Origin of the sequence: Mycobacterium sp. E2733 (assembly GCF_001667585.1) — a bacterium.
Classification (GTDB): Bacteria; Actinomycetota; Actinomycetes; order Mycobacteriales; family Mycobacteriaceae; genus Mycobacterium.
Map to the genome: position 1 here is coordinate 72,335 of NZ_LZJZ01000122.1, position 22,764 is coordinate 95,098.

Here is a 22,764-nt window from a genome sequence, read left to right on the forward strand (position 1 = left end):
ACGGCGGATCGGCGTCGTGCACTCGAATTAACGCTCCTGCGCGTCCCACCATTCCCCGCTCACCTCGCCTTGTGCCACCAGTACCGAGGGCCCTCTCAAGTAGCTGGTGGCGTCGTTGATGGTGACGACGACGTCGCCGCCCGGCACCCGAACCGTGAGGGTTCCGGTGTCCGCCCCGGCGGCGGCCAGAGCGGCCACCGTGGCCGCGACCGTGCCGGTGCCGCACGAGCGGGTCTCACCCACGCCTCGCTCGTGCACCCGCATCCGCACCGCGCCGTCGGTCGGTGCCGTCAGAACTTCGATGTTCACCCCCTCCGGGAACTGGGCGTGGTCGAAGCTGACTGGCGCCGCCACGTCCAGCCTCGACAGCTCCTCCGCGGTCAGGTCGGGATCCACGCACGCCAGGTGGGGATTGCCCACGTCGACCGCGAGGCCGGAAAACCGGCGCCCGCCGACCGTCGCCTGTCCCGGGCCCAGCCTGTTGGCCTTGCCCATGTCGACGGTGACGTCGGCATACGTGGCATCGACGCGGTGCACGGTCACCGGGCGGGGCCCGGCCGGCGAACCCACCACGAACTCGTCCCGGGACTCCAGACCGCTCGCGCGCAGGTAGTGCGCGAACACCCGGACGCCGTTGCCGCACATCTGGGCGACGGAACCGTCGGCGTTGCGGTAGTCCATGTACCAGTCGGCCGCGTCCACGCCGTCGGGCAGCCGGTCGAGCACGCCGGCCGAGAGGGCGGCACCGGCGGTGGTGACCCGCAGCACCCCGTCGGCGCCCAGCCCGCGCCGGCGGTCGCACAAGGCGGCCGCCCGGGCCGCGCTGAGTGTGAGGGCCGCGTCGACGTCGGGCAGCACCACGAAGTCGTTCTCCGTGCCGTGGCCCTTGGCGAAGATCACGTGCGCCGCGCGATTCACCTGCTCAGGATACGTGGCGCCAGGCGCGCAGGGTTTCGTCGACGAGCCGCGCCCTATCGGCGGCGCCCAACCAGTGGACCCGGTGGTCGCGGCGGAACCACGACCGCTGCCGTCGCACATAGCGTCGGGTGCCCACGTAGGTCTGTTCCCGCGCGTCGCGCAGTCGATCGGCGCCGCCCCCGGCGTCGAGCGCCTCGATCACCTGGGCGTAACCCAGGGCGCGCGAGGCGGTGACCCCGTCGCGCAGGCCCTCGCCGAGCAACCCGCTCACCTCGTCGACCAGGCCCTGGTCGAACATGGCGTCGGTGCGCCGGGCCAGCCGCTCGTCCAGAATCGTTGTCTCGCAATCCAGTCCGACGATGGCGGTGTCCCACTTCGGGGAGCCGATTCGCGGTGCGGACGCGGCAAACGGCTGGCCGGTCAGCTCGACCACCTCGAGCGCCCGCACGGTGCGCCGGGCGTCGGTGGGCAGGATGGCCGCCGCGGCGGCGGGGTCCCGACGGGCCAGCTCGGCGTGCAGCCCGCCGACGCCGACCTCGGCCAGACGCTGTTCCCAGCGCGCCCGCACGGCGGGATCGGTCGCGGGAAACGACCAGTCGTCGAGCAGGGACTGGATGTAGAGCATCGAGCCGCCCACGATGATGGGCACGGCGCCGCGAGCGGCGATCGCCTCGACGTCCGCTGCGGCGGCGCGCTGGTAACGGGCGACGGTCGCGGTCTCGGTGACGTCCAGGACGTCGAGCTGGTGATGCGGTATGCCGCGCCGTTGGTCGACGGGCAGCTTGGCCGTGCCGATGTCCATCCCGCGATAGAGCTGCATCGCATCGGCGTTCACGATTTCGGCGGCGCCCTCAACCCGTTCTGCAAAGTCGAGCGCCAGCTGCGACTTGCCGGTTCCGGTGGGCCCGATGATCGCCAGTGGTCGCACGGCCACCTCAGAGCTGCCAGGCGCCGGCGAAGTAGCCCACGCCGTAGGGCGCACCCCGGTATAGCTCCTTGGCCGATCGCGGCCCCGGTTCGGCCAGGCCGGCCAGCACCTGGAAGGCGACCCGGCCCAGGATCTGCCGCGGCAGCCGCATCAGGGCGGGGACGTCGCCGGTTGCCAGCGCGTCGTCGAGGGCCAGCTGAGCGTCCGCGTTGCCCGGGTCGTATCCGCCGGGAGCGGCCGGCGTCAGGGTGTTCGCGCCGTCGGCCACGACCAGCACGCCGACCGCTTCCGGTGACCGGTCGATGTCGGCGCGCAGGCGTCGCCCGTGGGCCAGCGCGGTCTCGGCGTCGTGGTCGGCGGAGAAGACGTGGGCCCGCGCGGTCGCGTCGGGCCGGGCCCGGCCCCGAATCCAGCCGGCCAGCAACGCGCACACGGGCAGGTCGGCGGGCGGCTTGGAGACGGCGTGCGGGGAAAGCCCGACACGCACGTCGGCGCCGAAACCCGCGAAAGAGCCGGCCGCGTCGGGGCCGAAGACGTCGTCGCGATCAGCGACCCCGATGACGGTCCAGCGCGCGGGCAGCAGGGCGGCCGCCGCCAGCACCGCGGCCGTCAGGTCGGTCACCTCCGCGGTGGCCGCTCCGGCGAGCTCGGGCACCAGCAGCGGCGGAGACGGAACGATCGCAATGCCGCTGAGCACGCCACCAAACTAACGGTTGCCGTGTGTGTCAGGCCTCGGCCGCCGCGACTACGGGGCCGGTGCTAAAAGGGTCGGCCTCGGCCTCCCCGGACAACCAGGCGTCCGGCGTGATGCTTGGGTCGTCCCGGCCGACCTCCGCGACCATGGTGGCGGCCTCGCCGCGGGCGAGCGCGACCGTGGCCACGATCACCACCGCCACCGCCGCGACCAGGATGAAGGCCTTGGGCCCGTCGGCGTTCAGCGTCTCGCCGAGCACGAAAATGCCGAGCAACCCCGCCACCACGGGCTTGGCGACGGTCATCGTCGGCATCGAGGCCGTCAGCGCGCCGGCACGGAACGCCGACTGCTGGAAGATCATTCCGGTCAGCGCCAGCAGCAGCCAGGGGACGAACTCGGGGGCGCCCAGCACGGCCAACGGGCCACCCTCGGCCACCTCGACGATGCCCTTCGTGAGCACCGCGAACAACGCCAGGGCCGAACCCGCCACCACCGCGAGCAGCGCGGCGGCAAAGGGGCTGCCCGACCAGATCCGCGCGGCCACGACGCACGCCACCAGCAGCGGCACCATCACCGCGGCCACCACGGCCCACGTCCCGACCGATGCACGCTGATGGCCGGACGCGGGGTCGCCGACGATGATGACCACCGCCAGGGCGCCGGCCAGGATGACCGCCCAGACCCACTCCCAGCGGGTCACCCGGCGCTTGGTCAGCCGGGCATAGATCGGCAGGGCGAACAGCAACGCGGTCACCTGCAGCGCGGTCACCAACACCACCGAGCCCCAGGCCAAAGCCCCGGCCTGCAGGCTGTAATTGACGATCGCCGCCAAGCCGCCCAACCACCACCGGGTATCCCGCAACGACATGCGGAAGAGCTCGAGATGACCGACCTTTTTGTCCGTGATCTCCTGCGCCGAGCGCTGACGGATCACATCGCCAACCGCGGACGCCAACGCCGCGCACAGCGCTATCAGCGCCGCGACATCAACCTTCGACATGAGCGACCCCTCACCTCACAACTGCCCCGACCAGCTTTCCCTGGGGTGCGGGGAAATACACCCAAAATTCGCGATCAGTTCAACAACGACTGTATGACGTGGGCCACGCTGCGGCTCGCTGACCGGTTCACCCCTAAGTTGATACGGCATCAACTTAAGGGTGTCCTGTGGGAAACGCTGCGATCCGGTTACGCCGGATGCGCGGCGCGCGCAAGGTCCGCCTTGGCCATCGTTTCTCCGTCCGAGTCGGTTACGGGCCGGCGTCATATCCAGTGGTCTGGGCGGATGCATCCCGAACGAAAGATCACCGGTGGCGGCGCATGGGCCGCCAAGCTGCTTGAATACTGTTAAGCAGCTGTTGGGAGAGCCGAGACGGCCAGCCCATGGCTGCAGCAGACGGTGCCGCTACGCGCGGCAGGTGCGCGGAATACCGACCGCGCGAAGGGTAGGTGACGAGCGCATGACGGCTGACGAACCGCACGGCGGAGATCCGGCGCCCCAGGTGGCTCAACCGATTTCGCGCCCGGTGCCACGCCCGGGACCACGCCCCGGGCCCCGGCCGCTCGGTCCGGGGCCGCGGCCCGCCGCCCATCCGATACCGGCGCCCCCGCGCAGCGATCCGCATCAGTTCGGGCGGGTCGACGACGACGGGACGGTCTGGCTGATCACTGCCGCCGGCGAGCGCATCGTCGGCTCCTGGCAGGCCGGCGACACCGAGGCCGCCTTCGCCCACTTCGGCCGCCGCTTCGACGACCTGAGCACCGAGATCACCCTCATGGAGGAGCGGCTGGCGGCGGGAACCGGTGACGCCCGCAAGATCAAAGCCCATGCGTCCGAGCTGGCCGAAACATTGCCGACGGCGTCCGTGCTGGGTGACGTGGACGCGCTCGCACGCCGGTTGACCAGCCTCATCGACCAGGTCGAGGCCGCCGTCGCCGAGGAGCGCTCCCGCCGCGACGAGCATCGGGCCACCCAGACCGCGCGCAAGGAGGCGCTGGCCGCCGAGGCCGAGGAGCTGGGTGCGAAGTCGACGCAGTGGAAGGCGGCCGGCGACCGGCTGCGGGCCATCCTCGACGAGTGGAAGACCATCAACGGCCTGGACCGGAAGGTCGACGACGCGCTGTGGAAGCGCTATTCGGCGGCCCGGGAGGCCTTCAACCGGCGGCGGGGATCGCATTTCGCCGAGCTGGACCGGGAACGGGTGGGAGTTCGGCAGGCGAAGGAACGGCTGTGCGAACGGGCTGAGGAGTTGTCCGATTCGACGGACTGGACCGCCACGAGCGCTGAATTCCGCAAGCTGCTCACGGAGTGGAAGGCGGCGGGCCGTGCGGCCCGGGACGTCGACGATGCCCTGTGGCGGCGGTTCAAGGCGGCCCAGGACGTCTTCTTCGCGGCCCGCAACGCGGCGACGGCGGAGAAGGACGCGGAGCTGCGGGCCAACGCCACCGCCAAGGAGGCACTGCTGGCCGAGGCGGAGAAGATCGACACGAGCAACCACGACGCGGCCAGGGCGGCGCTGCGGTCGATCGCCGAGAAGTGGGACGCGATCGGCAAGGTGCCGCGCGAGCGGTCCGCCGAACTGGAGCGTCGGCTGCGCGCGGTCGAGAAGAAGGTGCGCGACGCGGGCGAGGCCGATTGGTCGGACCCGCAGGCGCAGGCCCGCGCCGAGCAGTTCCGCACGCGCGCCGAACAGTACGAGCAGCAGGCCCAGAAGGCCGCGGCGGCGGGCCGCACCAAAGAGGCCGAAGAGGCCAAGGCCAATGCCGAGCAGTGGCGGCAGTGGGCGCAGGCGGCCGCCGACGCGCTGACCCGCAAGCCCTAGGCTTCGGGATCCCTGGGCGCCGCATCGTTCGGCCGTACCGGGCTGGATTCGGGCCCGTTGTCCAGGCTGTCGAGGAGCGTCATCGACTGCTGCTGCGCCGCGATGCGGCGCCGCTGCTCCTCGGCCGCGAGCTGAACGATGGTGCGCGACCACACCACCCGCGCCCACTGGTAGGTCAGCGTGAGGACGATGATCCAGGCCACGATCAGGCCCAAGCCCGGGCCCGGATGCCCCGCGGCCACCGTCTGGCGCGACCAGATGGCCAACAACCCCGCCGCCCCGGCGAGCGCCGAACCCGCCAGCGCGATCCAGGCCAGCGCCCAGCGCCGCGTGACCAACGCCAGCATCGAGAAGCCGACGCCGAACACCAGCGTCAGCCAGGCGAACACCCGCGATGGCAGCGCCACCGCGGCCGCGCCGGCCCCGTGGCTGCTGAACAGTACGTCCCAGCCGCGGACCGCGCCGGTGTGCGGCAGGATGAACGATCCCAGCAGCACGAAGACCAGGATGGCCACGACGAAACCCCTTGGGCCCGGGTCGAATCCGCGCGCCACCCGGCGCTCGGCGGCCTCGATTTCGGTGCGCAGGGCGTCGAGGTGGGGGTGTTCTTCGTTCATCTGGCACATCCAAGGGGTTCGATTGGGCCGGCGGGCGGTCCGACGGCGGGCATGCCGAGCCCGATGCCATCCGGGCGCTGCCCGGCGGCGTGCGCGTCTCCGGCGCGGGTGCGGCGATGGCTGAGGATGCCGGCGTCGGCGATCAGGTGGTGCGGCGCGGCCTGGGTGACCACCGCGGTGACGAGGTCCCCCGGTCGCACCCGGTCGTCGGCGCTGAAGTGCACCAGGCGGCCGTCGCGGGCGCGGCCGGTCATCCGGGCCGTGCGCGCGTCCTTGCGTCCCTCGCCGGCGGCGACCAGCAATTCCACGGTCTGCCCGACCAGCGCGCGATTGCCCTCCAGCGAGATCTGCTCCTGCAGCTCGACCAGCCGCTCATAGCGTTCCTGCACAACGGCTTTCGGCAGCTGCCCGTCGAGCTCGGCGGCCGGGGTGCCGGGCCGCTTGGAGTACTGGAAGGTGAACGCGGCGGCGAAGCGGGCCTGCCGCACCACATCGAGCGTGGCCGCGAAGTCCTCTTCGGTCTCACCGGGGAACCCGACGATGAGGTCGGTGGTGATGGCGGCGTGCGGCATGGCGGCGCGCACGCGGTCGATGATGCCGAGGTACCGCTCGGCGCGGTATGAGCGCCGCATCGCCCGCAGCACCCGGTCGGAGCCCGACTGCAGCGGCATGTGCAGGGCGGGGCAGACATTCGGCGTCTGCGCCATGGCCTCGATGACATCGTCGGTGAATTCGGCCGGATGCGGCGAGGTGAACCGCACCCGTTCCAGACCGTCGATGTCCCCGCAGGCCCGCAGGAGGCGTGCAAAGGCGCCGCGATCGCGGGGCAGCGCCGGGTCGGCGAACGACACCCCGTAGGCGTTGACGTTCTGGCCCAGCAGCGTGACTTCGAGCACGCCGTCGTCCACCAGCGCCCTCACCTCGGCCAGGATGTCGGCCGGGCTGCGGTCGACCTCCTTGCCCCGCAGCGAGGGCACGATGCAAAAGGTGCAGCTGTTGTTGCACCCGACCGAGACGGAAACCCAAGCGGCGTATGCCGATTCGCGTGCGCTCGGCAGCGACGACGGAAACTCCTGCAGCGACTCGACGATCTCCACCTGGGCGACCTTGTTGTGCCGGGCCCGTTCGAGCAGCGTGGGCAGCGATCCAAGGTTGTGCGTGCCGAAGACGACGTCGACCCAGGGCGCCTTGCGCAGCAACGCGTCCCGGTCCTTTTGGGCCAGGCAACCCCCGACCGCGATCTGCATCTCGGGATTGCCGCGCTTGCGCGGCGCCAGGTGGCTGAGGTTGCCGTACAGCTTGTTGTCGGCGTTCTCGCGGACCGCGCAGGTGTTGAAGACGACCACGTCGGCTTCGGCGCCCTCGACCGCGCGCTCGTAGCCGGCCGCTTCCAGCAGACCCGCCAACCGCTCGGAATCGTGGACGTTCATCTGGCAGCCATAGGTGCGCACCTGGTAGGTACGCGCCCCCGAAACATCTCGGGCCACCATCGAAGTCACGGGGCCATGGTACGGCGACCGGTCGGCAGGCGAGAAACCGCACGTCAGCGGGCTAGACCCGGCGGCGCTCCCGTTCGGCGGCCAACTCGGCGAGGACGACCTCGCACGCCAGGTTCTGGCTGTAGCCACGGCGCGCCAACATTCCGACCAGCCGGCGGGTCACTCGCGCGTCATCGCCGTCCAGCGTTTCCCGACGCAGCTTGGTCCGCACCAACTGCTCCGCCCGGCCCCGCTCGGCACCGGCATCGATCCCGGACAGCGCCGTGGCGATCACGTCCCTGTCGACACCCTTGGTGTGCAGTTCTGCGGCCAGGGCGCGCCTGCTCTTCGCCCGGCGGGACTGCACCCACTGCTCGGCGAAGTCGCTGTCATCGACCAGGCCGACGGCGGCGAGCCGGTCGAGCACGGCAGCGCTGACATCCTCGGGGTAACCGCGTTTCGCCAGCTGGCCGTGCAGCTCGGCCCGGGTGCGCGCCCTCGCGGCGAGCAGGCGCAGGCACAGCGTCCGCGCCTGCTCCTCGCGAGAGGGCTCAGAAATCGACGGGGGCGGGCAGGACGTCGTCATCGGTCACGACCGCGCCAATGCCAAGCTTCTCCTTGATCTTCTTCTCGATCTCGTTGGCCACCTCGCCGTTTTCCATCAGGAAGGTGCGGGCATTCTCCTTGCCCTGACCGAGCTGCTCACCCTCGTAGGTGAACCAGGAACCGGACTTGCGGATGAAGCCCTGCTCCACGCCCATATCGATCAGCGAACCCTCGCGGCTGATCCCCCTGCCGTAAAGGATGTCGAATTCCGCCTGCTTGAACGGTGGCGACACCTTGTTCTTGACGACCTTGACCCGGGTGCGGTTACCGACCGCGTTGGTGCCGTCCTTGAGCGTCTCGATCCGGCGCACGTCCATGCGCACCGACGCGTAGAACTTCAAAGCCTTGCCACCCGTGGTGGTTTCCGGGCTGCCGAACATCACGCCGATCTTTTCCCGCAGCTGGTTGATGAAGATCGCCGTGGTTCCCGAATTGTTCAGCGCACCAGTCATTTTCCGCAGCGCCTGGCTCATCAGCCGGGCCTGCAGACCGACGTGGCTGTCCCCCATCTCGCCCTCGAGCTCCGCACGCGGCACCAGCGCCGCCACCGAGTCGATGACCAGGATGTCCAGCGCGCCGGAGCGGATCAGCATGTCGGCGATCTCGAGGGCCTGCTCCCCGGTGTCGGGCTGGCTGACCAGCAGGGAATCGGTGTCCACGCCCAGCTTCTTGGCGTAGTCCGGGTCCAGCGCGTGCTCGGCGTCGATGAACGCCGCGACCCCGCCGGCGGCCTGGGCGTTGGCGACCGCGTGCAGGGCGACGGTGGTCTTACCCGAGGACTCCGGGCCGTAGATCTCCACAACCCGGCCGCGGGGCAGGCCGCCGATGCCCAGGGCCACGTCCAGTGCGATGGATCCGGTCGGAATGACCGAGATCGGCTGACGCATCTCGTCGCCGAGACGCATCACCGACCCTTTGCCATAGCTCTTTTCGATCTGGGCCATCGCCAGTTCGAGAGCCTTCTCGCGGTCGGGGGCTTGCGTCATGGTGCCTCTCCTATGGTTCGGTGTGTTCGATGACCGGTGTCGGTCGGTTGGCCGTGACACTAGAGAAGGCCACCGACAAGTTGACTCACCGAACGTTCCCCACAGTAGCCGAACACCTGTTCGATTCAAGTGGACACGCCGGACCCGCCACCGCGTACGGCAACATCTGCTACCGAAAGGCGCTGACGGGCTTCCGGAAATCCGAGAGCCTGAGGAAACCGGTGCGAATCCGGCGCGGTCCCGCCACTGTGACCGGGGTGCCCCTCCCGGGAGCCAGACACTCGCCGTCGGCGCTTCCTCACTACAACCGGGGCGGATCTCCCCTTAAGAGGCTTGGTTGCGCACCTATGGACATCTCCGCTGAGCTGGCCGAAATATCTTGCTACAACGGGTTTTTCGCATTGAGCGTGGGCGGCGATGCTGCGGGATGGCATCCGGTCGGGCGGTCCTACGCCGACGGCTGCGCCGACCTGGTCGACGCCACCGCCAGGCGCTATCACGCGACGGACCTGCGGATCGCCGCCTCGTTGGTTCATCTCGGCCACGCCACCCGCTTGTGGTCACCGGTGCTCGCGTGCGCGCTGGCGCACGGCGTAGTCCCCGACCTCCACGACTTGCAACGCGCCGACGACGGGGCGCAACTGCGGTTGCCCGCGCCCGTCGGGATCCCTGCCGATTCGCCGGACGTGCTGTACCGGGTGGTGGTGCAAGAGCACATGGAGCCGCTCGCCGCCGGCCTGCGGGTCGGGCTGGCGCCCGCCCTGCTGGCGGGCAACGTCGCCTCCGCGCTCGTCGGTGCGTCGCGGGCGTTGCTTTCGGCGCGGCCCGACCTCGGGCCGCGGATCGCCGGGATGACTCATGCGCTGCTGGGCACCGGCGCGCTGGCCGGATCGGGCGTCACCGGCCCTGGCCTGGGCTTCAGACGTCTAAGTTGCTGCCTCTTCTACCGCCTGTCCGGTCGGTCGGTCTGCGGCGATTGCGTGTTCGACACGCCACCGCCGATCCGGACTTAGGCGTCACGTCGTTTGCCCTTGTCCCGCAGGGGTATTTGACCACCATGTCCACAGCCGCACCGCAATCCCTGCGCGCACTCGCGTTGACCTGCTCGCTGAAGAAAAGCCCGGAGCCGTCGAGCAGCGAGCTGATCGCCGATCAGCTGATCGCTCAACTGCGCAGCGCGGGCGTCGAAGGCGGGACGGTCCGCTGCGTGGACCTGGCGCTGCTGCCCGGTGTGGAAGCCGACATGGGTGCGGGCGACGAATGGCCGGCGCTGCTGGAGAAGATCACCGCGGCGGACATCGTCGTGCTGTCCACACCCACCTGGGTCGGCCACATGTCCAGCGTCGCGCAGCGCGTGCTGGAGCGCCTCGACGCTGCGATCTCCGACAAGGACGACGCCGGACGGCCGCGGATGGTGGGCAAAGTGGCGCTGGCCGCCGTCGTGGGAAACGAAGACGGCGCGCACAAGATCGTCGCCGACCTTTTCCAGGCGCTGAACGACATCGGATTCTCGATTCCCGCTCAGGGGTGCACGTACTGGAATGGCGAGGCCATGCAGGGGACGAATTTCAACGACCTGGACGACGTGCCGGAAGCGGTGGCCGCCACCACCGAAACGGCGGCCCGCAACGCCGTCCACCTCGCGGCTCTACTGCGGCAGAACGAATACCCGCCCTACGAATAAGGGGCCCGCTCCGCAAGTCACCACTGGTCGCGCGGCACGTCGAAGTCGACGCACAGGGCCCGCCACACATCGCGGGGCTCGGCGCCGTCCTCGATCGCCTGGGCGGCGGTGCGGCCGTCGAAACCGCTCAGCACATGGTCCGCCAGCACCGAAGAGCCGTACGCCGCACCGAATCGCAGCACGACCCGCTCGTTGAATTCCGTTAGCCGCACGCCAGCAAGATACCCACCGGGCGGCGATCGGACACCGGCCGCGTCATCGCCAACTGGCGGGCAGGTCGATCAGGTGATTGGGGCAGTAGTCCTGGACGGCCACGGACATGGTGGTCCGTGCCCGCTGCGCCGACATTCGGGTGCGCAGCTGCATGAAGGCGTATTCGGCCGGCGCATAGCCCTGCTCAGCCGCGGCCGGGTCGTCCATCAACTGGCATGCCTGCTGCTCGTCGCCGCTATCGGCGTGCGCGACGCCCGAGCCGAACATCAGGGCGAGAAGCAGGCCACCCGCGGCGATCGTCCTCATGGCCGACGCCCTCCTTTCGCGAACCCGACCGATCATGCCGTCAGAGCGAGCGCTTCGTGGCACACCCGGACCGGATCGGCCACGCCGACGATGCTAGCGGCGGCGGCTTGGGCGGCCTCCCGATAACGGGGCGACGACAACACCTCGTTCACCGCGGCCACCAGTGCCTCGGCGGTGAACGGGCGGATCAGCCGCCCGCTGCCCTGCCGGACAACCCGATTCGCCATTTCCCACTGATCCCCACCGCCGGGCACCGCCACCAGCGGCACCCCCGCCAGCAGCGTCTTGGCCACCATGCCGTGCCCGCCGCCGCAGATCACCAGGTCGGTGTGGCGCAACAACTCGGCCTGGCTGCCGAGCCCGACCACCGCCCACGGCGGCACACGCAGATCCGTTCCCCCCAACCGCGAGACCACCAGCCGCGATCCGGCCGGCAGCGTCTCCCCCGGCCGCAGGTGGGCCAGCGCGATCTCGGCCAGGCCCTCGGTCCCGGTCAGGGCGGTCGACGGCGCGACCACCACCACGGGCCCGGAGCCGATCGGGATTTCCAGCACCCGATCGGTCGGTTCGAAGTGCAGCGGGCCCACCAGCACGGCCTCCGCCGGCCAGTCCGGCCGCGGCACCTCGAGGGCGGGCAGGGTGGCGATCAGCCGCCGCAGCGGCCCGGGGTCGCGGGCCGGCAGCCCGATCTCGACCCGCACGGCCGCGCGCTGCCGCAGGCCCGCGCGCCAGGACCGCGCGGTCAGCGCCCGCATCGTGGCGTCGCGGAGTCGGCCGCGGACGCCGGTGCCCGGCGCGAGTCCGCTGCCTATCGGCGGCAGTCCCTTCGACGGCAGGTAAAGCGGATGCGGGTTGAGCTCGATCCACGGGATGCCCAGCAGCTCGGCGGCCAAGCCACCGCATGCGGTGATGACGTCGGACACCACCAGGTCGGGCGCCAGCTCGCGGAGCGCCGGCACGTTGAGCACCGCCATCTGCGCGGCACGCCGGTGGATCCTGGCCCCGGCGTCGACGTCGTCGTCTATGGCCGCGAGCCCGTCCAGCTCGACAGCGTCGATGCCCGCGGCGCGGGCGGTGTCGAGCCACTCGGCGCCGGTGAACAGCGTGGGTTCGTCGCCCGCGTCGGCGAACCGTTGGCACAGCGCAATCGCGGGGAACGAGTGCCCGGGATCCGGCCCGGCGACCACGGCGACACGCATCGGCCTTACCCTGCCACAGCACGCCACCGAAACGCTCGCCTACGCTGGCAGTCATGACCGAGCTGACTGGGACCACCGTTGCGAACACCCGCACGGTCGAGGGCTTTCTGAACGCCCTGCAGGACGCGGATTACGACGCCGCCGCCGCGGCATTGGACGACAACCTCGTCTACGAAAATGTCGGGCTGCCGACGATTCACGGCCGCGCCAGGGCGATGAAGTTGTTTCGCCAGATGGACGGCCGCGCTGCCTTCGAGGTGAAGATGCACCGCATCGCCGCCGACGGCGGGGCGGTGCTCACCGAGCGCACCGACGCCCTGATCTTCGGCCCGCTGCGGCTTCAGTTCTGGGTGTGCGGCGTGTTCGAGGTCCACGACGGGCGAATCACGTTGTGGCGCGACTACTTCGACTTCTTCGACATGTTCAAGGCGACCCTTCGCGGCCTGGCCGCCGTGGTACTGCCGTCGCTGAAGGCGACGTTCTAGCCCGCTAGCTGGCGCCGCGCAATCCGCCGAGTTCGTCGAACGCCTGCGCCCAGCCGACCAGCCGGTCGGTTGCTCCGGCCAGCTCGGAGCGGTAGCGCTGTGAGGCGGCCAGTTGATCGCCGTTGGCCGTGGACACCAATTGAGCTGCGGCAGTGACCATCTCGTTGTATTGGCGGACGCCGGCGCTCAGCTGCGCGGTGAACGCGTTGATGGTGGGCACCAGATACGGCCGCGATGATTCGCTGGACTGCGCCGCCCGCTCCATCGAGACCACTTCCGCGGCGGTGGCCGTCATGGCGGCGGAAGATTTGTTGGCCGCCGCGGTCAGTTCGCGAATTTCGGCGGTCGGCAACATCGAGCCCCGCTCGATCACGTTCAACAGCGAGAGGAATCCGCGTTCGGAGGCGCCCAGCGCGTACATGGCGGGCCGCGCCGCCGACCCGGGCGGCGGCAGCCGACGCACGTTCGCCGGGCGGGGCGTGGGCAGCGGCTCGGAACGCAGACTGAAGTAGCGAGCCAACAACAGCGTCCCCAAGAAGGCCTGTGCGACCGCCACGGCGCCGGTGATCTCCAGCAGGAGCGCGAACCATCCCCAGGCGGCCAGCAGCATCGTCACCGCCGCCCAGAACACGCAGCCGGCGGCGAAGATCAGGCCCCACCGCAGCGCGCGGCGTTGCCGCCGCAGCAGCCGCGCACGCGGATCCGTGGCGGCGCTGATCTTTTGGGCCATGAGGTCGGAAAGGTCGGCGGCGGTGGCCAACCCGCGCCCCAGCATCGTGCGCCAGAGCCCGCGCCGCGTCTCGCTCACCGCCACGACACCCGGGTTACTGGCCAAAGGGCTTCTCGGTGACCGCGCCAGGCTCGGCGGACGCGGGGCTCGCCTCGGGAGTGGCCCCGGCGGCGGGCGTCCCACCGGTCGGCAACGCCTCGCCGCGCATCGACGCGCGGATCTGCTCGAGCCGGGAGTGACCGGCCATCTGCACCCCGGCCTGCTCGACCTCGAGCATGCGGCCCTGCACCGAGCCCTGCGCGAGCTCGGCGGAACCGATCGCGTTGGCGTAGCGGCGTTCGATCTTGTCGCGCACCTCGTCGAGGCTGGGCACGTTGCCCGGCGCGGCGATCTCGCTCATCGACCGCAGCGAGGCACTCACCTGTTCCTGCATCTTGGCCTGCTCGAGCTGGCTGAGCAGCTTGGTGCGCTCGGCGATCTTCTGCTGCAGCACCATCGCGTTCTGCTCGACCGCCTTCTTGGCCTGGGCGGCCGCGCTGAGCGCCTGATCGTGCAGCGTCTTGAGGTCCTCGACGCTCTGCTCGGCGGTCACCAGTTGGGCCGCGAACGCCTCGGCGGCGTTGTTGTACTCGGCGGCCTTGGCGGCGTCACCGGCGGCGGTGGCCTGGTCGGCGAGGGTCAGGGCCTGACGCACGTTGACCTGCAATTTTTCGATGTCGGCGAGCTGCCGGTTGAGCCGCATCTCCAGCTGGCGCTGGTTGCCGATCACCTGCGCCGCCTGCTGCGTCAGCGCCTGGTGCGTGCGTTGCGCTTCCTCGATGGCCTGCTGGATCTGCACCTTGGGGTCGGCGTGCTCGTCGATCTTCGCGTTGAACAGCGCCATCAGGTACTTCCACGCTTTGACGAACGGATTGGCCATGAGTGAGCTCCACCTTCGCTTCTTGTAGGCCGGATGGTCCCTGGATGGGCCGTCGCTTGTCGCTCAATTTAGTGGGTCGGGGCCGATCGCCCTACCCCTGGCGCTGGATCGCCGCGCCGGGCGGCGCTCAGGCGATCGCGAGGGACGCCACCGGCGGGATGACGACCTTCGTGCCGGCGTCGATGCTGGGACCGCGCACCCCGTCGGCCTGCGCACCGAGCGCCGCCCGTTCCTGGCCGGCCAGCCGCTCGCCGGCGTCGGTGAGCACCGACGACAGCGGTACCTGTAAGGCCTCGCAGATCGCGTTGAGCAACTCGCTGGAGGGCTCCTTGCGCCCGCGTTCCACCTCGGACAGGTAACCGAGGCTCACCCGCGCCGAATCGGACACCTCGCGCAGCGTCCGGCCCTGTGTCGTCCGGGCCTCGCGCAGCACGTCGCCGATGACCTCGCGCACTAATGACGGCATCCCCGCCCTCCTTCGTCCAGTCGGCCCCGCTCGGCGCGAATCGACCGCGTCCGGCAGATGCTCACTACGTGAAACGCCGGCGGTGGGGTCTTGGTTCCCGTTCGGCGACCGGAAATTCAGTCGGTCGTCCGGCGCACTTCCCGAACGGTCGACACCACATAGTCGATGCCGGTGACGATCGTCAGCACGATGGCCGCAGCCATCACCACCGCCGCCGCCACCCGGAACGGCCCGGCCAGCGGCAGAATGAACAAGCCGATCGCCACCACCTGGATCACGGTCTTGACCTTGCCGCCCCAACTGGCCGGGATGACGCCGCGGCGGATCACGGCCAGCCGCAGCACGGTGACCCCGAATTCGCGCGCCAGGATCACCACCGTGACCCACCAGGGCAGGTCACCGAGCATCGACAGCCCGATCAGGGCCGACCCGACCAGCGTCTTGTCCGCGATCGGATCGACGAACGCACCGAATTCGGTCGCCATGCCATAGTTGCGGGCCAGCAGGCCGTCCAGCCGATCGGTGATGCACGCCAGCGCGAAAATCACGAAAGCCACGATCCGGAAGGCGATTTCGTGGCCGTCCTTGGCGAACAGCGCGAGCAGGAAGATCGGGACCAACACCAGCCGCAGCAGCGTTAGTGTGTTGGCGAGATTTGCGATATGGACGCGGCCCGGCGGTCCCATCAACGGTCCCGTTTGCGGCTGCCCCGACACCGCAACAGAATAACTGTTGACCAGCGCACCCGTGCTCGATGCCGATACTGTTAGCCGTGACCGAAAGTTCGCAGGACCGCCTCCCGGTGGTGCGACGCGCGCGAACGTCCGATGTCCCCGCGATCAAACGACTCGTCGACACCTACGCGGGAAAGATCCTGCTCGAGAAGAACCTGGTGACCCTGTACGAGGCCGTCCAGGAGTTCTGGGTGGCCGAATGCGGCGACGACGTGGTCGGTTGCGGCGCGCTGCACGTGATGTGGTCCGACCTGGGCGAGATCCGCACCGTCGCGGTCGACCCCGCGATGACGGGCCGCGGCATCGGCCACGCGATCGTCGACCGGCTGCTGGAGGTCGCGCGTGAGCTGCAGCTGAAGCGGTTGTTCGTGCTGACGTTCGAGACCGAGTTCTTCGGCAAGCACGGGTTCACCGAGATCGAGGGCACGCCGGTGACCGCCGAGGTGTTCGACGAGATGTGCCGCTCCTACGACATCGGTGTCGCCGAGTTCCTGGACCTGAGCTACGTCAAGCCCAACATCCTGGGCAACTCCCGGATGCTGCTGGTGCTTTAGCCCGAGGTGGCGACCCGCTTCGCCGGCTACGCTGCCCTCGCGATCGCCACTAGTCCACGCCGCTACTCGTCGGGGTCACCGCCGTCGGCGTCGCTGCCGCCACGGATCAACGCCAGCGTTCCGGCCAGCTCGTCGGGCTTGACCAGCACCTCACGCGCCTTGGATCCCTCGCTGGGCCCGACGATGCCGCGGGTCTCCATCAGGTCCATCAGCCGGCCGGCCTTGGCGAAGCCGACGCGCAGCTTGCGCTGCAGCATCGAGGTCGAGCCGAACTGGCTGGACACCACGAGCTCGACGGCCTGCAGGAACACGTCCATGTCGTCGCCGATGTCTGGGTCGACGTCGGTGCGTTCGCCCGTCGGCTTGGCCGTGGTGACGCCCTCGGTGTATTCGGGCTCGGCCTGGTCCTTGCAGGCGTTGACGACGGCGTGGATCTCCTCGTCGGTGATGTAGGCGCCCTGCAGCCGCAGGGGCTTGCTCGCGCCCATCGGCAGGAACAGGCCGTCGCCCATGCCGATCAGCTTCTCCGCGCCGGCCTGGTCGAGGATCACCCGGCTGTCGGTGAGCGACGACGTGGCGAACGCCAGCCGCGACGGCACGTTGGTCTTGATGAGCCCGGTGACCACGTCGACCGACGGGCGCTGGGTGGCCAGCACCAGGTGGATGCCGGCGGCGCGGGCCTTCTGGGTGATCCGCACGATCGCATCCTCGACGTCGCGGGGCGCGGTCATCATCAGGTCGGCCAGCTCGTCGACGATCGCCACGACGTACGGGTACGGCCGGTATTCGCGCTGGCTGCCCAGCGGCGCGGTGATGGCCCCCGACCGCACTTTCTCGTTGAAGTCGTCGATGTGGCGCACCCGCGACGCCTGCATGTCCTGGTAGCGCTGCTCCATCTCCTCCACCAGCCAGGCCAGCGCGGCGGCGGCCTTCTTGGGCTGGGTGATGATCGGGGTGATCAGGTGTGGGATGCCCTCGTACGGGGTGAGCTCCACCATCTTGGGATCGATCAGGATCATCCTGACCTCTTCGGGAGTGGCGCGGGTCAGCAGCGACACCAGCATCGAGTTGACGAAGCTGGACTTGCCCGATCCAGTGGAGCCCGCGACCAGCAGGTGCGGCATCTTGGCCAGGTTGGCGGAGATGAAGTCGCCTTCGATGTCCTTGCCGAGGCCGATCACCAGCGGGTGGTGGTCGCGGCGGGTCGACGGCGCGGTCAGCACGTCGGCCAGCCGCACCATTTCCCGGTCGGTGTTGGGCACCTCGATGCCGACGGCGGACTTGCCGGGGATCGGGGCCAGCATGCGCACGCTCTCGGTGGCCACCGCGTAGGCGATGTTCTTTTGCAGCGCGGTGATCTTCTCGACCTTGACGCCCGGGCCCAGCTCCACCTCGTAGCGCGTGACGGTGGGCCCGCGGGTGCAGCCGGTGACGGCCGCGTCGACCTTGAACTGGGTGAGCACCTCGCTGATGGCGTCGGCCATGACGGTGTTGGCGGCGCTGCGCTTCTTGGGCGGGTCCCCGGCGACCAGCAGGCTCAGCGACGGCAGCGTGTAGGGACCCTCGACGACGCGGTCGAGCACCTCGGTCTTCTTCTTGTCGCGACGGCGGCTCTTCCCGATGGCCGGCTCCGGCGTGGTGGGGATGTCGTCCTCGTTGTCCCGCAGGGCCGGGGCCGGGCCCGCCGTCGGCCAGGCCGGCGGCCCCCCGTCGACATCCAGCGAACTCTCATCGTAGTAGTCGTCGGAATACTCTTCGGCCGCAACGAAATCCGCATCGTCGTCGTACTCGTAGTCGGACTCGTCATCGCCGAGCAACCGGGCGCCGAACATGGCGCGGACCGCGTCGGGCACCTCCCGGATGGTGGTCCCGGTCAGCAACAGCAGGCCGAACATGAAACCGATGAACAACAACGGCGCGGCGATGAAGGCCGTCAGCCCGTCGGACAGTGGGCCGCCGATCGCGAAGCCGATGAATCCCGCGGCGCGGCGGCGCGCTTCCGGGTCTTCCGGCGAGCCCGACCACAGGTGGCGCAGGCCGAGCGCGGAAAGGGCGATCAGGGTGGCGCCCAGGATTAGCCTAGGTCGCGCATCGGGATTGGGCTGGGTCCGCATCAGCGCGACCGCCACCGCGGCGGTGACGACCGGGAGCGCCAGGACCCCCGCCCCGATGAAGGTGCGCAACAGCGTGTCGACCCACGCGCCGACCGGCCGGGCGGCGTTGAACCACGAGCTCGCGGCGACCACGACGGAGAGGCCGAGCAGCATCAGCGCGATCCCGTCCCGGCGATGCCCCGGGTCGATGTCGCGGGCCCGTCCGATGGACCGGGCCGCGCCGCCGGTGCTGCGTGCCGCCAGCAGCCAGGTGGCGCGCAGCGCCCGGCCGCCGGTCAGCCCGGCGGCCACCAGCAGCGAACGGTTACGCCGCCTGGTGGGCCTGCTCGGCCGCTTCCGGGGCGCCGCCGGCCGCCTACGACCCGACCCACTCCGCGAAGGGGCCTTTGACCTGCTCGTTCTGGCTTTGGAGCGGGTGGCGGTCTTGTTAGCCATGTCGGCAAGCGTAGTCGCATCGCCATCATCTGCACCACCCGCCACACTGGTAACGGTTCGGGCTACTGAGCCATCTGGCGGGTTGGTGGTGGCGTGGCGTGGGTAGGGTGACAACTGGGGTGATTCAGATAACAGAAGTCATGCGCGTCACCCACCCTTAAGCCGCAGGAGGCCCGAGCATGCCCGTCGTCGTCGTTGCCACCATGACCGTCAAACCCGAATCGGTCGACACGGTCCGCGACATCCTCACGCAGGCGGTGGAGGAAGTGCACAACGAACCCGGCTGCCAGTTGTATTCACTGCACCAATCGGGCGAGACCTTCGTCTTCGTCGAGCAGTGGGCCGACCCAGAGGCGCTGAAGGCCCACAGCACCGCCCCCGCGGTCACCAAGATGTTCACCGCGGCCGGCGACCACCTCGCCGGCGCGCCGGACATCAAGATGCTGCAGCCGGTTCCCGCCGGCGACCCGGACAAGGGTCAGCTCCGGTCCTGATGACCCGGCCCCTCGAAGGCAAGATCGCCTTCATCACCGGCGCGGCGCGCGGCCAGGGACGCGCGCACGCGGTGCGGCTCGCCGCCGACGGCGCGAGCATCATCGCGGTCGACCTGTGCGACCAGATCGCCAGCGTGCCCTATCCCCTGGCCACCGAGGACGACCTGGCGCAAACCGTCAAGCTCGTCGAGGACACCGGCGCTCGCATCGTGGCCGCCCGCGGCGACGTCCGCGACCGGGCCTCGCTGTCGGCCGCCCTGCAGGCGGGCCTCGACGAGTTCGGCCGGCTGGACATCGTCGTGGCCAATGCCGGTATCGCACCGATGCAGTCCGGCGACGACGGCTGGCACGACGTCATCGACGTCAACCTCACCGGCGTCTACAACACCATCAAGGTGTCCATCCCGACCATGGTCAAGCAGGGCACCGGGGGCTCGATCGTGCTGATCAGTTCGAGCGCCGGACTGGCCGGCGTCGGCAGCCCGGACGCCGGTTCGGTCGGCTATGCCGCCGCCAAGCACGGAGTGGTGGGGCTGATGCGGGTGTACGCCAATCTCCTTGCGACACAATATATCCGGGTCAACTCGATCCATCCGTCCGGTGTCGAGACCCCGATGATCAACAACGAGTTCACCCGGGAATGGCTGGCCAAGATGGCGGCCGCGACCGACACACCGGGCGCCATGGGCAATGCCATGCCGGTTGAGGTGCTGGACGTGGAGGACATCGCCAACGCGGTGGCGTGGTTGGTGTCCGACCAGGCCCGGTATATCACCGGCGTGACGTTGCCGGTCGACGCGGGTTTCCTGAACAAGTAGCCGCACATGGCACGAAATCCCGCCGCGCAGACCGCCTTCGGCCCGATGGTGTTGGCGGCCGTCGAACAAAACGAGCCGGCGGGCCGCCGCTTGGTCGACGACGACCTCGCGGAACTGTTTCTGCCCACGCCGCTGCGCTGGCTCGTCGCGGCGACCCGCGTGACGGCGGTGCGCCGCTTAATGATCCGCGGATCGGAGTGGTCCGGCCGCGGGCTGTGGGCGAGCCTGGCCTGCCGCAAGCGCTTCATCGCCGACAAGCTGGCCGAGTCGCTCGAGGGCATCGACGCGGTCGTCATCCTGGGCGCCGGATTGGACACCCGCGCTTACCTGCTGACGCGCCAAGTCCGCATCCCCGTCTTCGAGGTCGACCTGCCGGTCAACGTCGCCAGGAAGGTGAAGACGGTCCGGCGGGTGCTCGGCGGACCGCCGATGTCGGTGCGGCAGGTGGCGTTGAACTTGGAGCGCGACGATCTGCTCACCGCCCTGGCCGAGCACGGCTATCGCACCGATTACCGGGCCTTCTTCATCTGCGAGGGCGTCACCCAGTATCTGACCGAAGCCACCGTTCGCCGGACGCTGGAGGGGCTGCGCGCGGCCGCGCCCGGCAGCCGGCTGGTATTCACCTATGTCCGGCGGGATTTCATCGACGGCACCAATCGGTACGGCACCCGCACGCTCTATCGCAGCGTCCGCCAGCGGAGGCAGTTGTGGCGCTTCGGCTTACAGTCCGAGGAGGTCGGCGAGTTCATCGGGGAATACGGTTGGGGGTTGCTGGAGCAGGCCGGTCCCGATGAACTCCTCGACCGTTATGTGCGGCCCACCGGTCGCAAGCTCAAGGCTTCGCAACTGGAATGGTCGGCGTACGCGGAGAAGACGTAGAGCCGGTCAGACCTCGATGACGGTCGGCACGATCATCGGCTGCCGGCGGTACGTTTCGCCCACCCATTTACCGACGGTGCGGCGCACGGCCTGGGCGATGCGGCCCGGATCGGTGATGTTGTCGGCGCCAAGGAGTTCCAGCTCCGCCTCGACCCGGCGCACGGCGGGCTCCAGTGCCTTGGGATCTTCGGAGAATCCGCGCGAATGCAGGTGCGGGGCCGCGACGGGGCGCCCGGTGCCGCGCTGGACGACGACGGTCACCGCGACGAAACCCGAAGACAGGATGAGCCGCTCCCCCAGCGTGATGTCGCCGACATCGCCGCTGATGAGCCCGTCGACGAACATCTTGCCGACCGGCACCGCGCCGGCGATCGACGCCGTGCCGGCGACCAGGTCGACGCTGACGCCGTTCTCGGCCAACAGGATCGACTCCTCCGGCACTCCGGTGCTGGCGGCCAGCTTGGCGTTGGCGCGCAGCATGCGCCAGGTGCCGTGCACCGGCATGACGTTGCGCGGCCGCACGCCGTTGTACAGGAACAACAGTTCGCCGGCGTATGCGTGGCCCGAAACATGAACGCGGGCTTGGGCATTGGTGACGACGCGGGCCCCGATCTTGGCGAGCGCGTCGATTACGCCGTAGACCGCCTCCTCGTTGCCCGGAATCAGCGACGACGCCAGCACGATCAGGTCACCGGCGGTGAGCGTGATGCTGCGATGCTCACCGCGCGACATCCGCGACAACGCCGACATCGGCTCGCCCTGAGTGCCCGTGGTGATCAGCACCACCTGTTCGGGCGGCATCATCTCAGCGGCGCCGATGTCGATCACGTCGGAGTCGGCCACCCGCAGAAACCCCAACTCCCGGGCGATGCCCATGTTGCGCACCATGGACCGCCCGACGAACGACACCCGCCGGCCCAAAGCGACCGCCGCATCGATGATCTGCTGCACCCGGTCGACGTTGGAGGCGAAGCAGGCCACGATCACGCGGCCCTCGGCACCCCGGATCAGGCGGTGCAGCGTCGGCCCCACTTCGCTTTCCGACGGCCCCACCCCGGGGATCTCGGAGTTGGTCGAGTCACACAGGAACAGGTCCACCCCGGCGTCGCCGAGCCGGGACATCCCGGGCAGATCGGTGGGTCGACCGTCGAGGGGAAGCTGGTCGAGCTTGATATCGCCGGTGTGCAGGACGGTTCCCGCGCCGGTGTGCACGGCGATCGCCAGCGCGTCCGGGATCGAGTGGTTGACGGCGAAGTATTCACACTCGAAGACGCCGTGGGTGCTCCGCTGTCGTTCGCTGACCTCGACGAACACCGGCTTGAGCCGGTGTTCACGACATTTCGCGGCGACCAGCGCCAGGGTGAACCTCGACCCGACGACGGGGATGTCCGGGCGCAGCTTGAGCAGGAACGGGATACCGCCGATGTGGTCCTCGTGCGCGTGGGTCAGCACCAGCGCCTCGATGTCGTCGAGCCGGTCGGAGATATGGCGCAGATCCGGGAGGATCAGGTCCACCCCAGGCTCGTCATGGGTGGGGAACATCACCCCGCAGTCAATGATCAGCAGCCGGCCGAGGTGCTCGAAAACCGTCATGTTGCGGCCGATCTCGCTGATGCCGCCCAGCGCGGTGACCCGCAACCCACCAGTGGCCAAGGGACCAGGAGGGGCGAGGTCTACATCCACTT

Annotated in this window: 24 protein-coding genes, 1 pseudogene and 1 riboswitch; of the genes and pseudogenes, 8 read left to right on the forward strand and 17 right to left on the reverse strand. The window is 69.6% G+C overall.

From position 1 onward, the window contains the following. Positions 1 to 27: 27 nt before the first annotated feature. Genes dapF through A5678_RS22325 form a run of 4 tightly spaced genes read right to left on the reverse strand, consistent with a single transcriptional unit; the run spans position 28 to position 3,540 of the window. Positions 28 to 900: a diaminopimelate epimerase gene (dapF, locus tag A5678_RS22310; protein ID WP_068047116.1), complete on the reverse strand. Its 873-nt coding sequence runs from the start codon at positions 898 to 900 to the stop codon at positions 28 to 30. 22 nt (positions 901 to 922) lie between these two features. After that, positions 923 to 1,846 carry a tRNA (adenosine(37)-N6)-dimethylallyltransferase MiaA gene (miaA, locus tag A5678_RS22315; RefSeq protein WP_068047120.1) on the reverse strand — a complete coding sequence of 308 codons (924 nt, stop codon included), beginning with the start codon at positions 1,844 to 1,846 and terminating at the stop codon, positions 923 to 925. A gap of 7 nt (positions 1,847 to 1,853) precedes the next feature. Beyond that, positions 1,854 to 2,543 (reverse strand): hypothetical protein, encoded by a 690-nt coding sequence (locus A5678_RS22320; protein WP_068046936.1) that lies wholly within the window; start codon positions 2,541 to 2,543, stop codon positions 1,854 to 1,856. A 28-nt stretch (positions 2,544 to 2,571) separates the two neighbouring features. Next, the gene (locus A5678_RS22325) at positions 2,572 to 3,540 is read right to left on the reverse strand and encodes a DMT family transporter (protein WP_068046939.1); all 969 of its coding nucleotides are present in this window, start codon (positions 3,538 to 3,540) and stop codon (positions 2,572 to 2,574) included. A gap of 460 nt (positions 3,541 to 4,000) precedes the next feature. On the opposite strand from A5678_RS22325, the gene A5678_RS22330 reads away from it, so the two are divergent. Continuing rightward, on the forward strand, positions 4,001 to 5,362 hold the full coding sequence (locus A5678_RS22330) for a DUF349 domain-containing protein (RefSeq protein ID WP_068046941.1): 1,362 nt from the start codon (positions 4,001 to 4,003) through the stop codon (positions 5,360 to 5,362). On the opposite strand, the gene A5678_RS22335 is transcribed toward A5678_RS22330, so the two are convergent. The 4 genes from A5678_RS22335 to recA all read right to left on the reverse strand — a co-directional run bounded on the left by A5678_RS22335 (position 5,359) and on the right by recA (position 9,049). After that, positions 5,359 to 5,979, reverse strand: a complete 621-nt coding sequence (locus tag A5678_RS22335) for a hypothetical protein (protein ID WP_068046944.1) — start codon at positions 5,977 to 5,979, stop codon at positions 5,359 to 5,361. The genes A5678_RS22330 and A5678_RS22335 overlap by 4 nt on opposite strands. Continuing rightward, on the reverse strand, positions 5,976 to 7,469 hold the full coding sequence (miaB, locus tag A5678_RS22340; RefSeq protein ID WP_197502223.1) for a tRNA (N6-isopentenyl adenosine(37)-C2)-methylthiotransferase MiaB: 1,494 nt from the start codon (positions 7,467 to 7,469) through the stop codon (positions 5,976 to 5,978). Before miaB ends, A5678_RS22335 begins: the two co-directional genes overlap by 4 nt. Positions 7,470 to 7,530: 61 nt before the next feature. Next, complete coding sequence (gene recX, locus A5678_RS22345) at positions 7,531 to 8,043, reverse strand: recombination regulator RecX (RefSeq protein ID WP_068046947.1); 513 nt, start codon at positions 8,041 to 8,043, stop codon at positions 7,531 to 7,533. Continuing rightward, positions 8,009 to 9,049: a recombinase RecA gene (gene recA, locus A5678_RS22350; RefSeq protein WP_068046950.1), complete on the reverse strand. Its 1,041-nt coding sequence runs from the start codon at positions 9,047 to 9,049 to the stop codon at positions 8,009 to 8,011. The genes recX and recA overlap by 35 nt, the downstream gene beginning before the upstream one ends. A 169-nt stretch (positions 9,050 to 9,218) precedes the next feature. Then, a riboswitch (cobalamin riboswitch) is annotated at positions 9,219 to 9,353 on the forward strand. Between the two features lie 43 nt (positions 9,354 to 9,396). Between recA and A5678_RS22355 the strand changes: the two genes are divergently transcribed. Continuing rightward, a complete protein-coding gene (locus A5678_RS22355) occupies positions 9,397 to 10,062 on the forward strand; it encodes a (2Fe-2S)-binding protein (RefSeq protein ID WP_068046953.1) in 666 nt (221 codons plus the stop codon). Positions 10,063 to 10,106: 44 nt separating this feature from the next. Continuing rightward, a complete protein-coding gene (locus tag A5678_RS22360) occupies positions 10,107 to 10,733 on the forward strand; it encodes a flavodoxin family protein (protein ID WP_068046956.1) in 627 nt (208 codons plus the stop codon). A 17-nt stretch (positions 10,734 to 10,750) separates the two neighbouring features. On the opposite strand, the gene A5678_RS22365 is transcribed toward A5678_RS22360, so the two are convergent. Genes A5678_RS22365 through A5678_RS22375 form a run of 3 tightly spaced genes read right to left on the reverse strand, consistent with a single transcriptional unit; the run spans position 10,751 to position 12,451 of the window. Then, positions 10,751 to 10,945, reverse strand: a complete 195-nt coding sequence (locus A5678_RS22365; protein ID WP_067199382.1) for a DUF3046 domain-containing protein — start codon at positions 10,943 to 10,945, stop codon at positions 10,751 to 10,753. A 43-nt stretch (positions 10,946 to 10,988) separates the two neighbouring features. Then, on the reverse strand, positions 10,989 to 11,252 hold the full coding sequence (locus tag A5678_RS22370) for a hypothetical protein (RefSeq protein WP_068046959.1): 264 nt from the start codon (positions 11,250 to 11,252) through the stop codon (positions 10,989 to 10,991). 32 nt (positions 11,253 to 11,284) lie between these two features. After that, positions 11,285 to 12,451, reverse strand: coding sequence for a glycosyltransferase (locus A5678_RS22375; protein ID WP_068046962.1), 1,167 nt, complete (start codon positions 12,449 to 12,451; stop codon positions 11,285 to 11,287). A 53-nt stretch (positions 12,452 to 12,504) separates the two neighbouring features. Here A5678_RS22375 and A5678_RS22380 point away from each other — a divergent pair, with 53 nt between their 5' ends. Continuing rightward, positions 12,505 to 12,936 carry a limonene-1,2-epoxide hydrolase family protein gene (locus A5678_RS22380; RefSeq protein WP_068046965.1) on the forward strand — a complete coding sequence of 144 codons (432 nt, stop codon included), beginning with the start codon at positions 12,505 to 12,507 and terminating at the stop codon, positions 12,934 to 12,936. 4 nt (positions 12,937 to 12,940) lie between these two features. Here A5678_RS22380 and A5678_RS22385 read toward each other — a convergent pair whose 3' ends face one another. The 4 genes from A5678_RS22385 to pgsA form a co-directional block, all read right to left on the reverse strand. After that, positions 12,941 to 13,750, reverse strand: coding sequence for a hypothetical protein (locus A5678_RS22385; protein ID WP_068046970.1), 810 nt, complete (start codon positions 13,748 to 13,750; stop codon positions 12,941 to 12,943). A gap of 10 nt (positions 13,751 to 13,760) precedes the next feature. Continuing rightward, positions 13,761 to 14,585 (reverse strand): phage shock protein PspA, encoded by an 825-nt coding sequence (pspA, locus tag A5678_RS22390; RefSeq protein ID WP_068046974.1) that lies wholly within the window; start codon positions 14,583 to 14,585, stop codon positions 13,761 to 13,763. 127 nt (positions 14,586 to 14,712) lie between these two features. Beyond that, a complete protein-coding gene (clgR, locus tag A5678_RS22395) occupies positions 14,713 to 15,051 on the reverse strand; it encodes a transcriptional regulator ClgR (protein WP_068046978.1) in 339 nt (112 codons plus the stop codon). 116 nt (positions 15,052 to 15,167) lie between these two features. Next, on the reverse strand, positions 15,168 to 15,767 hold the full coding sequence (pgsA, locus tag A5678_RS22400) for a CDP-diacylglycerol--glycerol-3-phosphate 3-phosphatidyltransferase (RefSeq protein WP_082945688.1): 600 nt from the start codon (positions 15,765 to 15,767) through the stop codon (positions 15,168 to 15,170). A gap of 56 nt (positions 15,768 to 15,823) precedes the next feature. On the opposite strand from pgsA, the gene A5678_RS22405 reads away from it, so the two are divergent. Beyond that, positions 15,824 to 16,339 carry an amino-acid N-acetyltransferase gene (locus A5678_RS22405; protein ID WP_197502219.1) on the forward strand — a complete coding sequence of 172 codons (516 nt, stop codon included), beginning with the start codon at positions 15,824 to 15,826 and terminating at the stop codon, positions 16,337 to 16,339. A 62-nt stretch (positions 16,340 to 16,401) separates the two neighbouring features. On the opposite strand, the gene A5678_RS22410 is transcribed toward A5678_RS22405, so the two are convergent. Continuing rightward, the gene (locus A5678_RS22410) at positions 16,402 to 18,888 is read right to left on the reverse strand and encodes a DNA translocase FtsK (RefSeq protein ID WP_082945689.1); all 2,487 of its coding nucleotides are present in this window, start codon (positions 18,886 to 18,888) and stop codon (positions 16,402 to 16,404) included. Positions 18,889 to 19,067: 179 nt separating this feature from the next. Between A5678_RS22410 and A5678_RS22415 the strand changes: the two genes are divergently transcribed. From A5678_RS22415 to A5678_RS22425, 3 genes and pseudogenes are all read left to right on the forward strand, one after another. After that, a complete protein-coding gene (locus tag A5678_RS22415; protein ID WP_065440787.1) occupies positions 19,068 to 19,382 on the forward strand; it encodes a putative quinol monooxygenase in 315 nt (104 codons plus the stop codon). Next, on the forward strand, positions 19,379 to 20,200 hold the full coding sequence (locus tag A5678_RS22420; RefSeq protein ID WP_068047126.1) for a mycofactocin-coupled SDR family oxidoreductase: 822 nt from the start codon (positions 19,379 to 19,381) through the stop codon (positions 20,198 to 20,200). The genes A5678_RS22415 and A5678_RS22420 overlap by 4 nt, the downstream gene beginning before the upstream one ends. Before the next feature lie 6 nt (positions 20,201 to 20,206). Continuing rightward, positions 20,207 to 21,099: pseudogene (locus tag A5678_RS22425) on the forward strand (SAM-dependent methyltransferase). On the opposite strand, the gene A5678_RS22430 reads toward A5678_RS22425, so the two are convergent. Further along, positions 21,086 to 22,762, reverse strand: coding sequence for a ribonuclease J (locus A5678_RS22430; RefSeq protein ID WP_068046990.1), 1,677 nt, complete (start codon positions 22,760 to 22,762; stop codon positions 21,086 to 21,088). The pseudogene A5678_RS22425 and the gene A5678_RS22430 overlap by 14 nt on opposite strands. Positions 22,763 to 22,764 lie beyond the last annotated feature (2 nt).

Excerpts from the sequence above, each read along its gene's own strand:
- A5678_RS22360 (WP_068046956.1), top strand. The coding sequence starts at position 10,107 with ATGTCCACAGCCGCACCGCAATCCCTGCGCGCACTCGCGTTGACCTGC.
- pspA (WP_068046974.1), bottom strand. The coding sequence starts at position 14,585 with ATGGCCAATCCGTTCGTCAAAGCGTGGAAGTACCTGATGGCGCTGTTC.
- A5678_RS22380 (WP_068046965.1), top strand. The coding sequence starts at position 12,505 with ATGACCGAGCTGACTGGGACCACCGTTGCGAACACCCGCACGGTCGAG.
- A5678_RS22410 (WP_082945689.1), bottom strand. The coding sequence starts at position 18,888 with ATGGCTAACAAGACCGCCACCCGCTCCAAAGCCAGAACGAGCAGGTCA.
- recX (WP_068046947.1), bottom strand. The coding sequence starts at position 8,043 with ATGACGACGTCCTGCCCGCCCCCGTCGATTTCTGAGCCCTCTCGCGAG.
- A5678_RS22330 (WP_068046941.1), top strand. The coding sequence starts at position 4,001 with ATGACGGCTGACGAACCGCACGGCGGAGATCCGGCGCCCCAGGTGGCT.
- A5678_RS22375 (WP_068046962.1), bottom strand. The coding sequence starts at position 12,451 with ATGCGTGTCGCCGTGGTCGCCGGGCCGGATCCCGGGCACTCGTTCCCC.
- A5678_RS22355 (WP_068046953.1), top strand. The coding sequence starts at position 9,397 with ATGGACATCTCCGCTGAGCTGGCCGAAATATCTTGCTACAACGGGTTT.
- A5678_RS22335 (WP_068046944.1), bottom strand. The coding sequence starts at position 5,979 with ATGAACGAAGAACACCCCCACCTCGACGCCCTGCGCACCGAAATCGAG.
- A5678_RS22370 (WP_068046959.1), bottom strand. The coding sequence starts at position 11,252 with ATGAGGACGATCGCCGCGGGTGGCCTGCTTCTCGCCCTGATGTTCGGC.
- A5678_RS22325 (WP_068046939.1), bottom strand. The coding sequence starts at position 3,540 with ATGTCGAAGGTTGATGTCGCGGCGCTGATAGCGCTGTGCGCGGCGTTG.
- clgR (WP_068046978.1), bottom strand. The coding sequence starts at position 15,051 with ATGCCGTCATTAGTGCGCGAGGTCATCGGCGACGTGCTGCGCGAGGCC.
- A5678_RS22415 (WP_065440787.1), top strand. The coding sequence starts at position 19,068 with ATGCCCGTCGTCGTCGTTGCCACCATGACCGTCAAACCCGAATCGGTC.
- miaB (WP_197502223.1), bottom strand. The coding sequence starts at position 7,469 with ATGGTGGCCCGAGATGTTTCGGGGGCGCGTACCTACCAGGTGCGCACC.
- recA (WP_068046950.1), bottom strand. The coding sequence starts at position 9,049 with ATGACGCAAGCCCCCGACCGCGAGAAGGCTCTCGAACTGGCGATGGCC.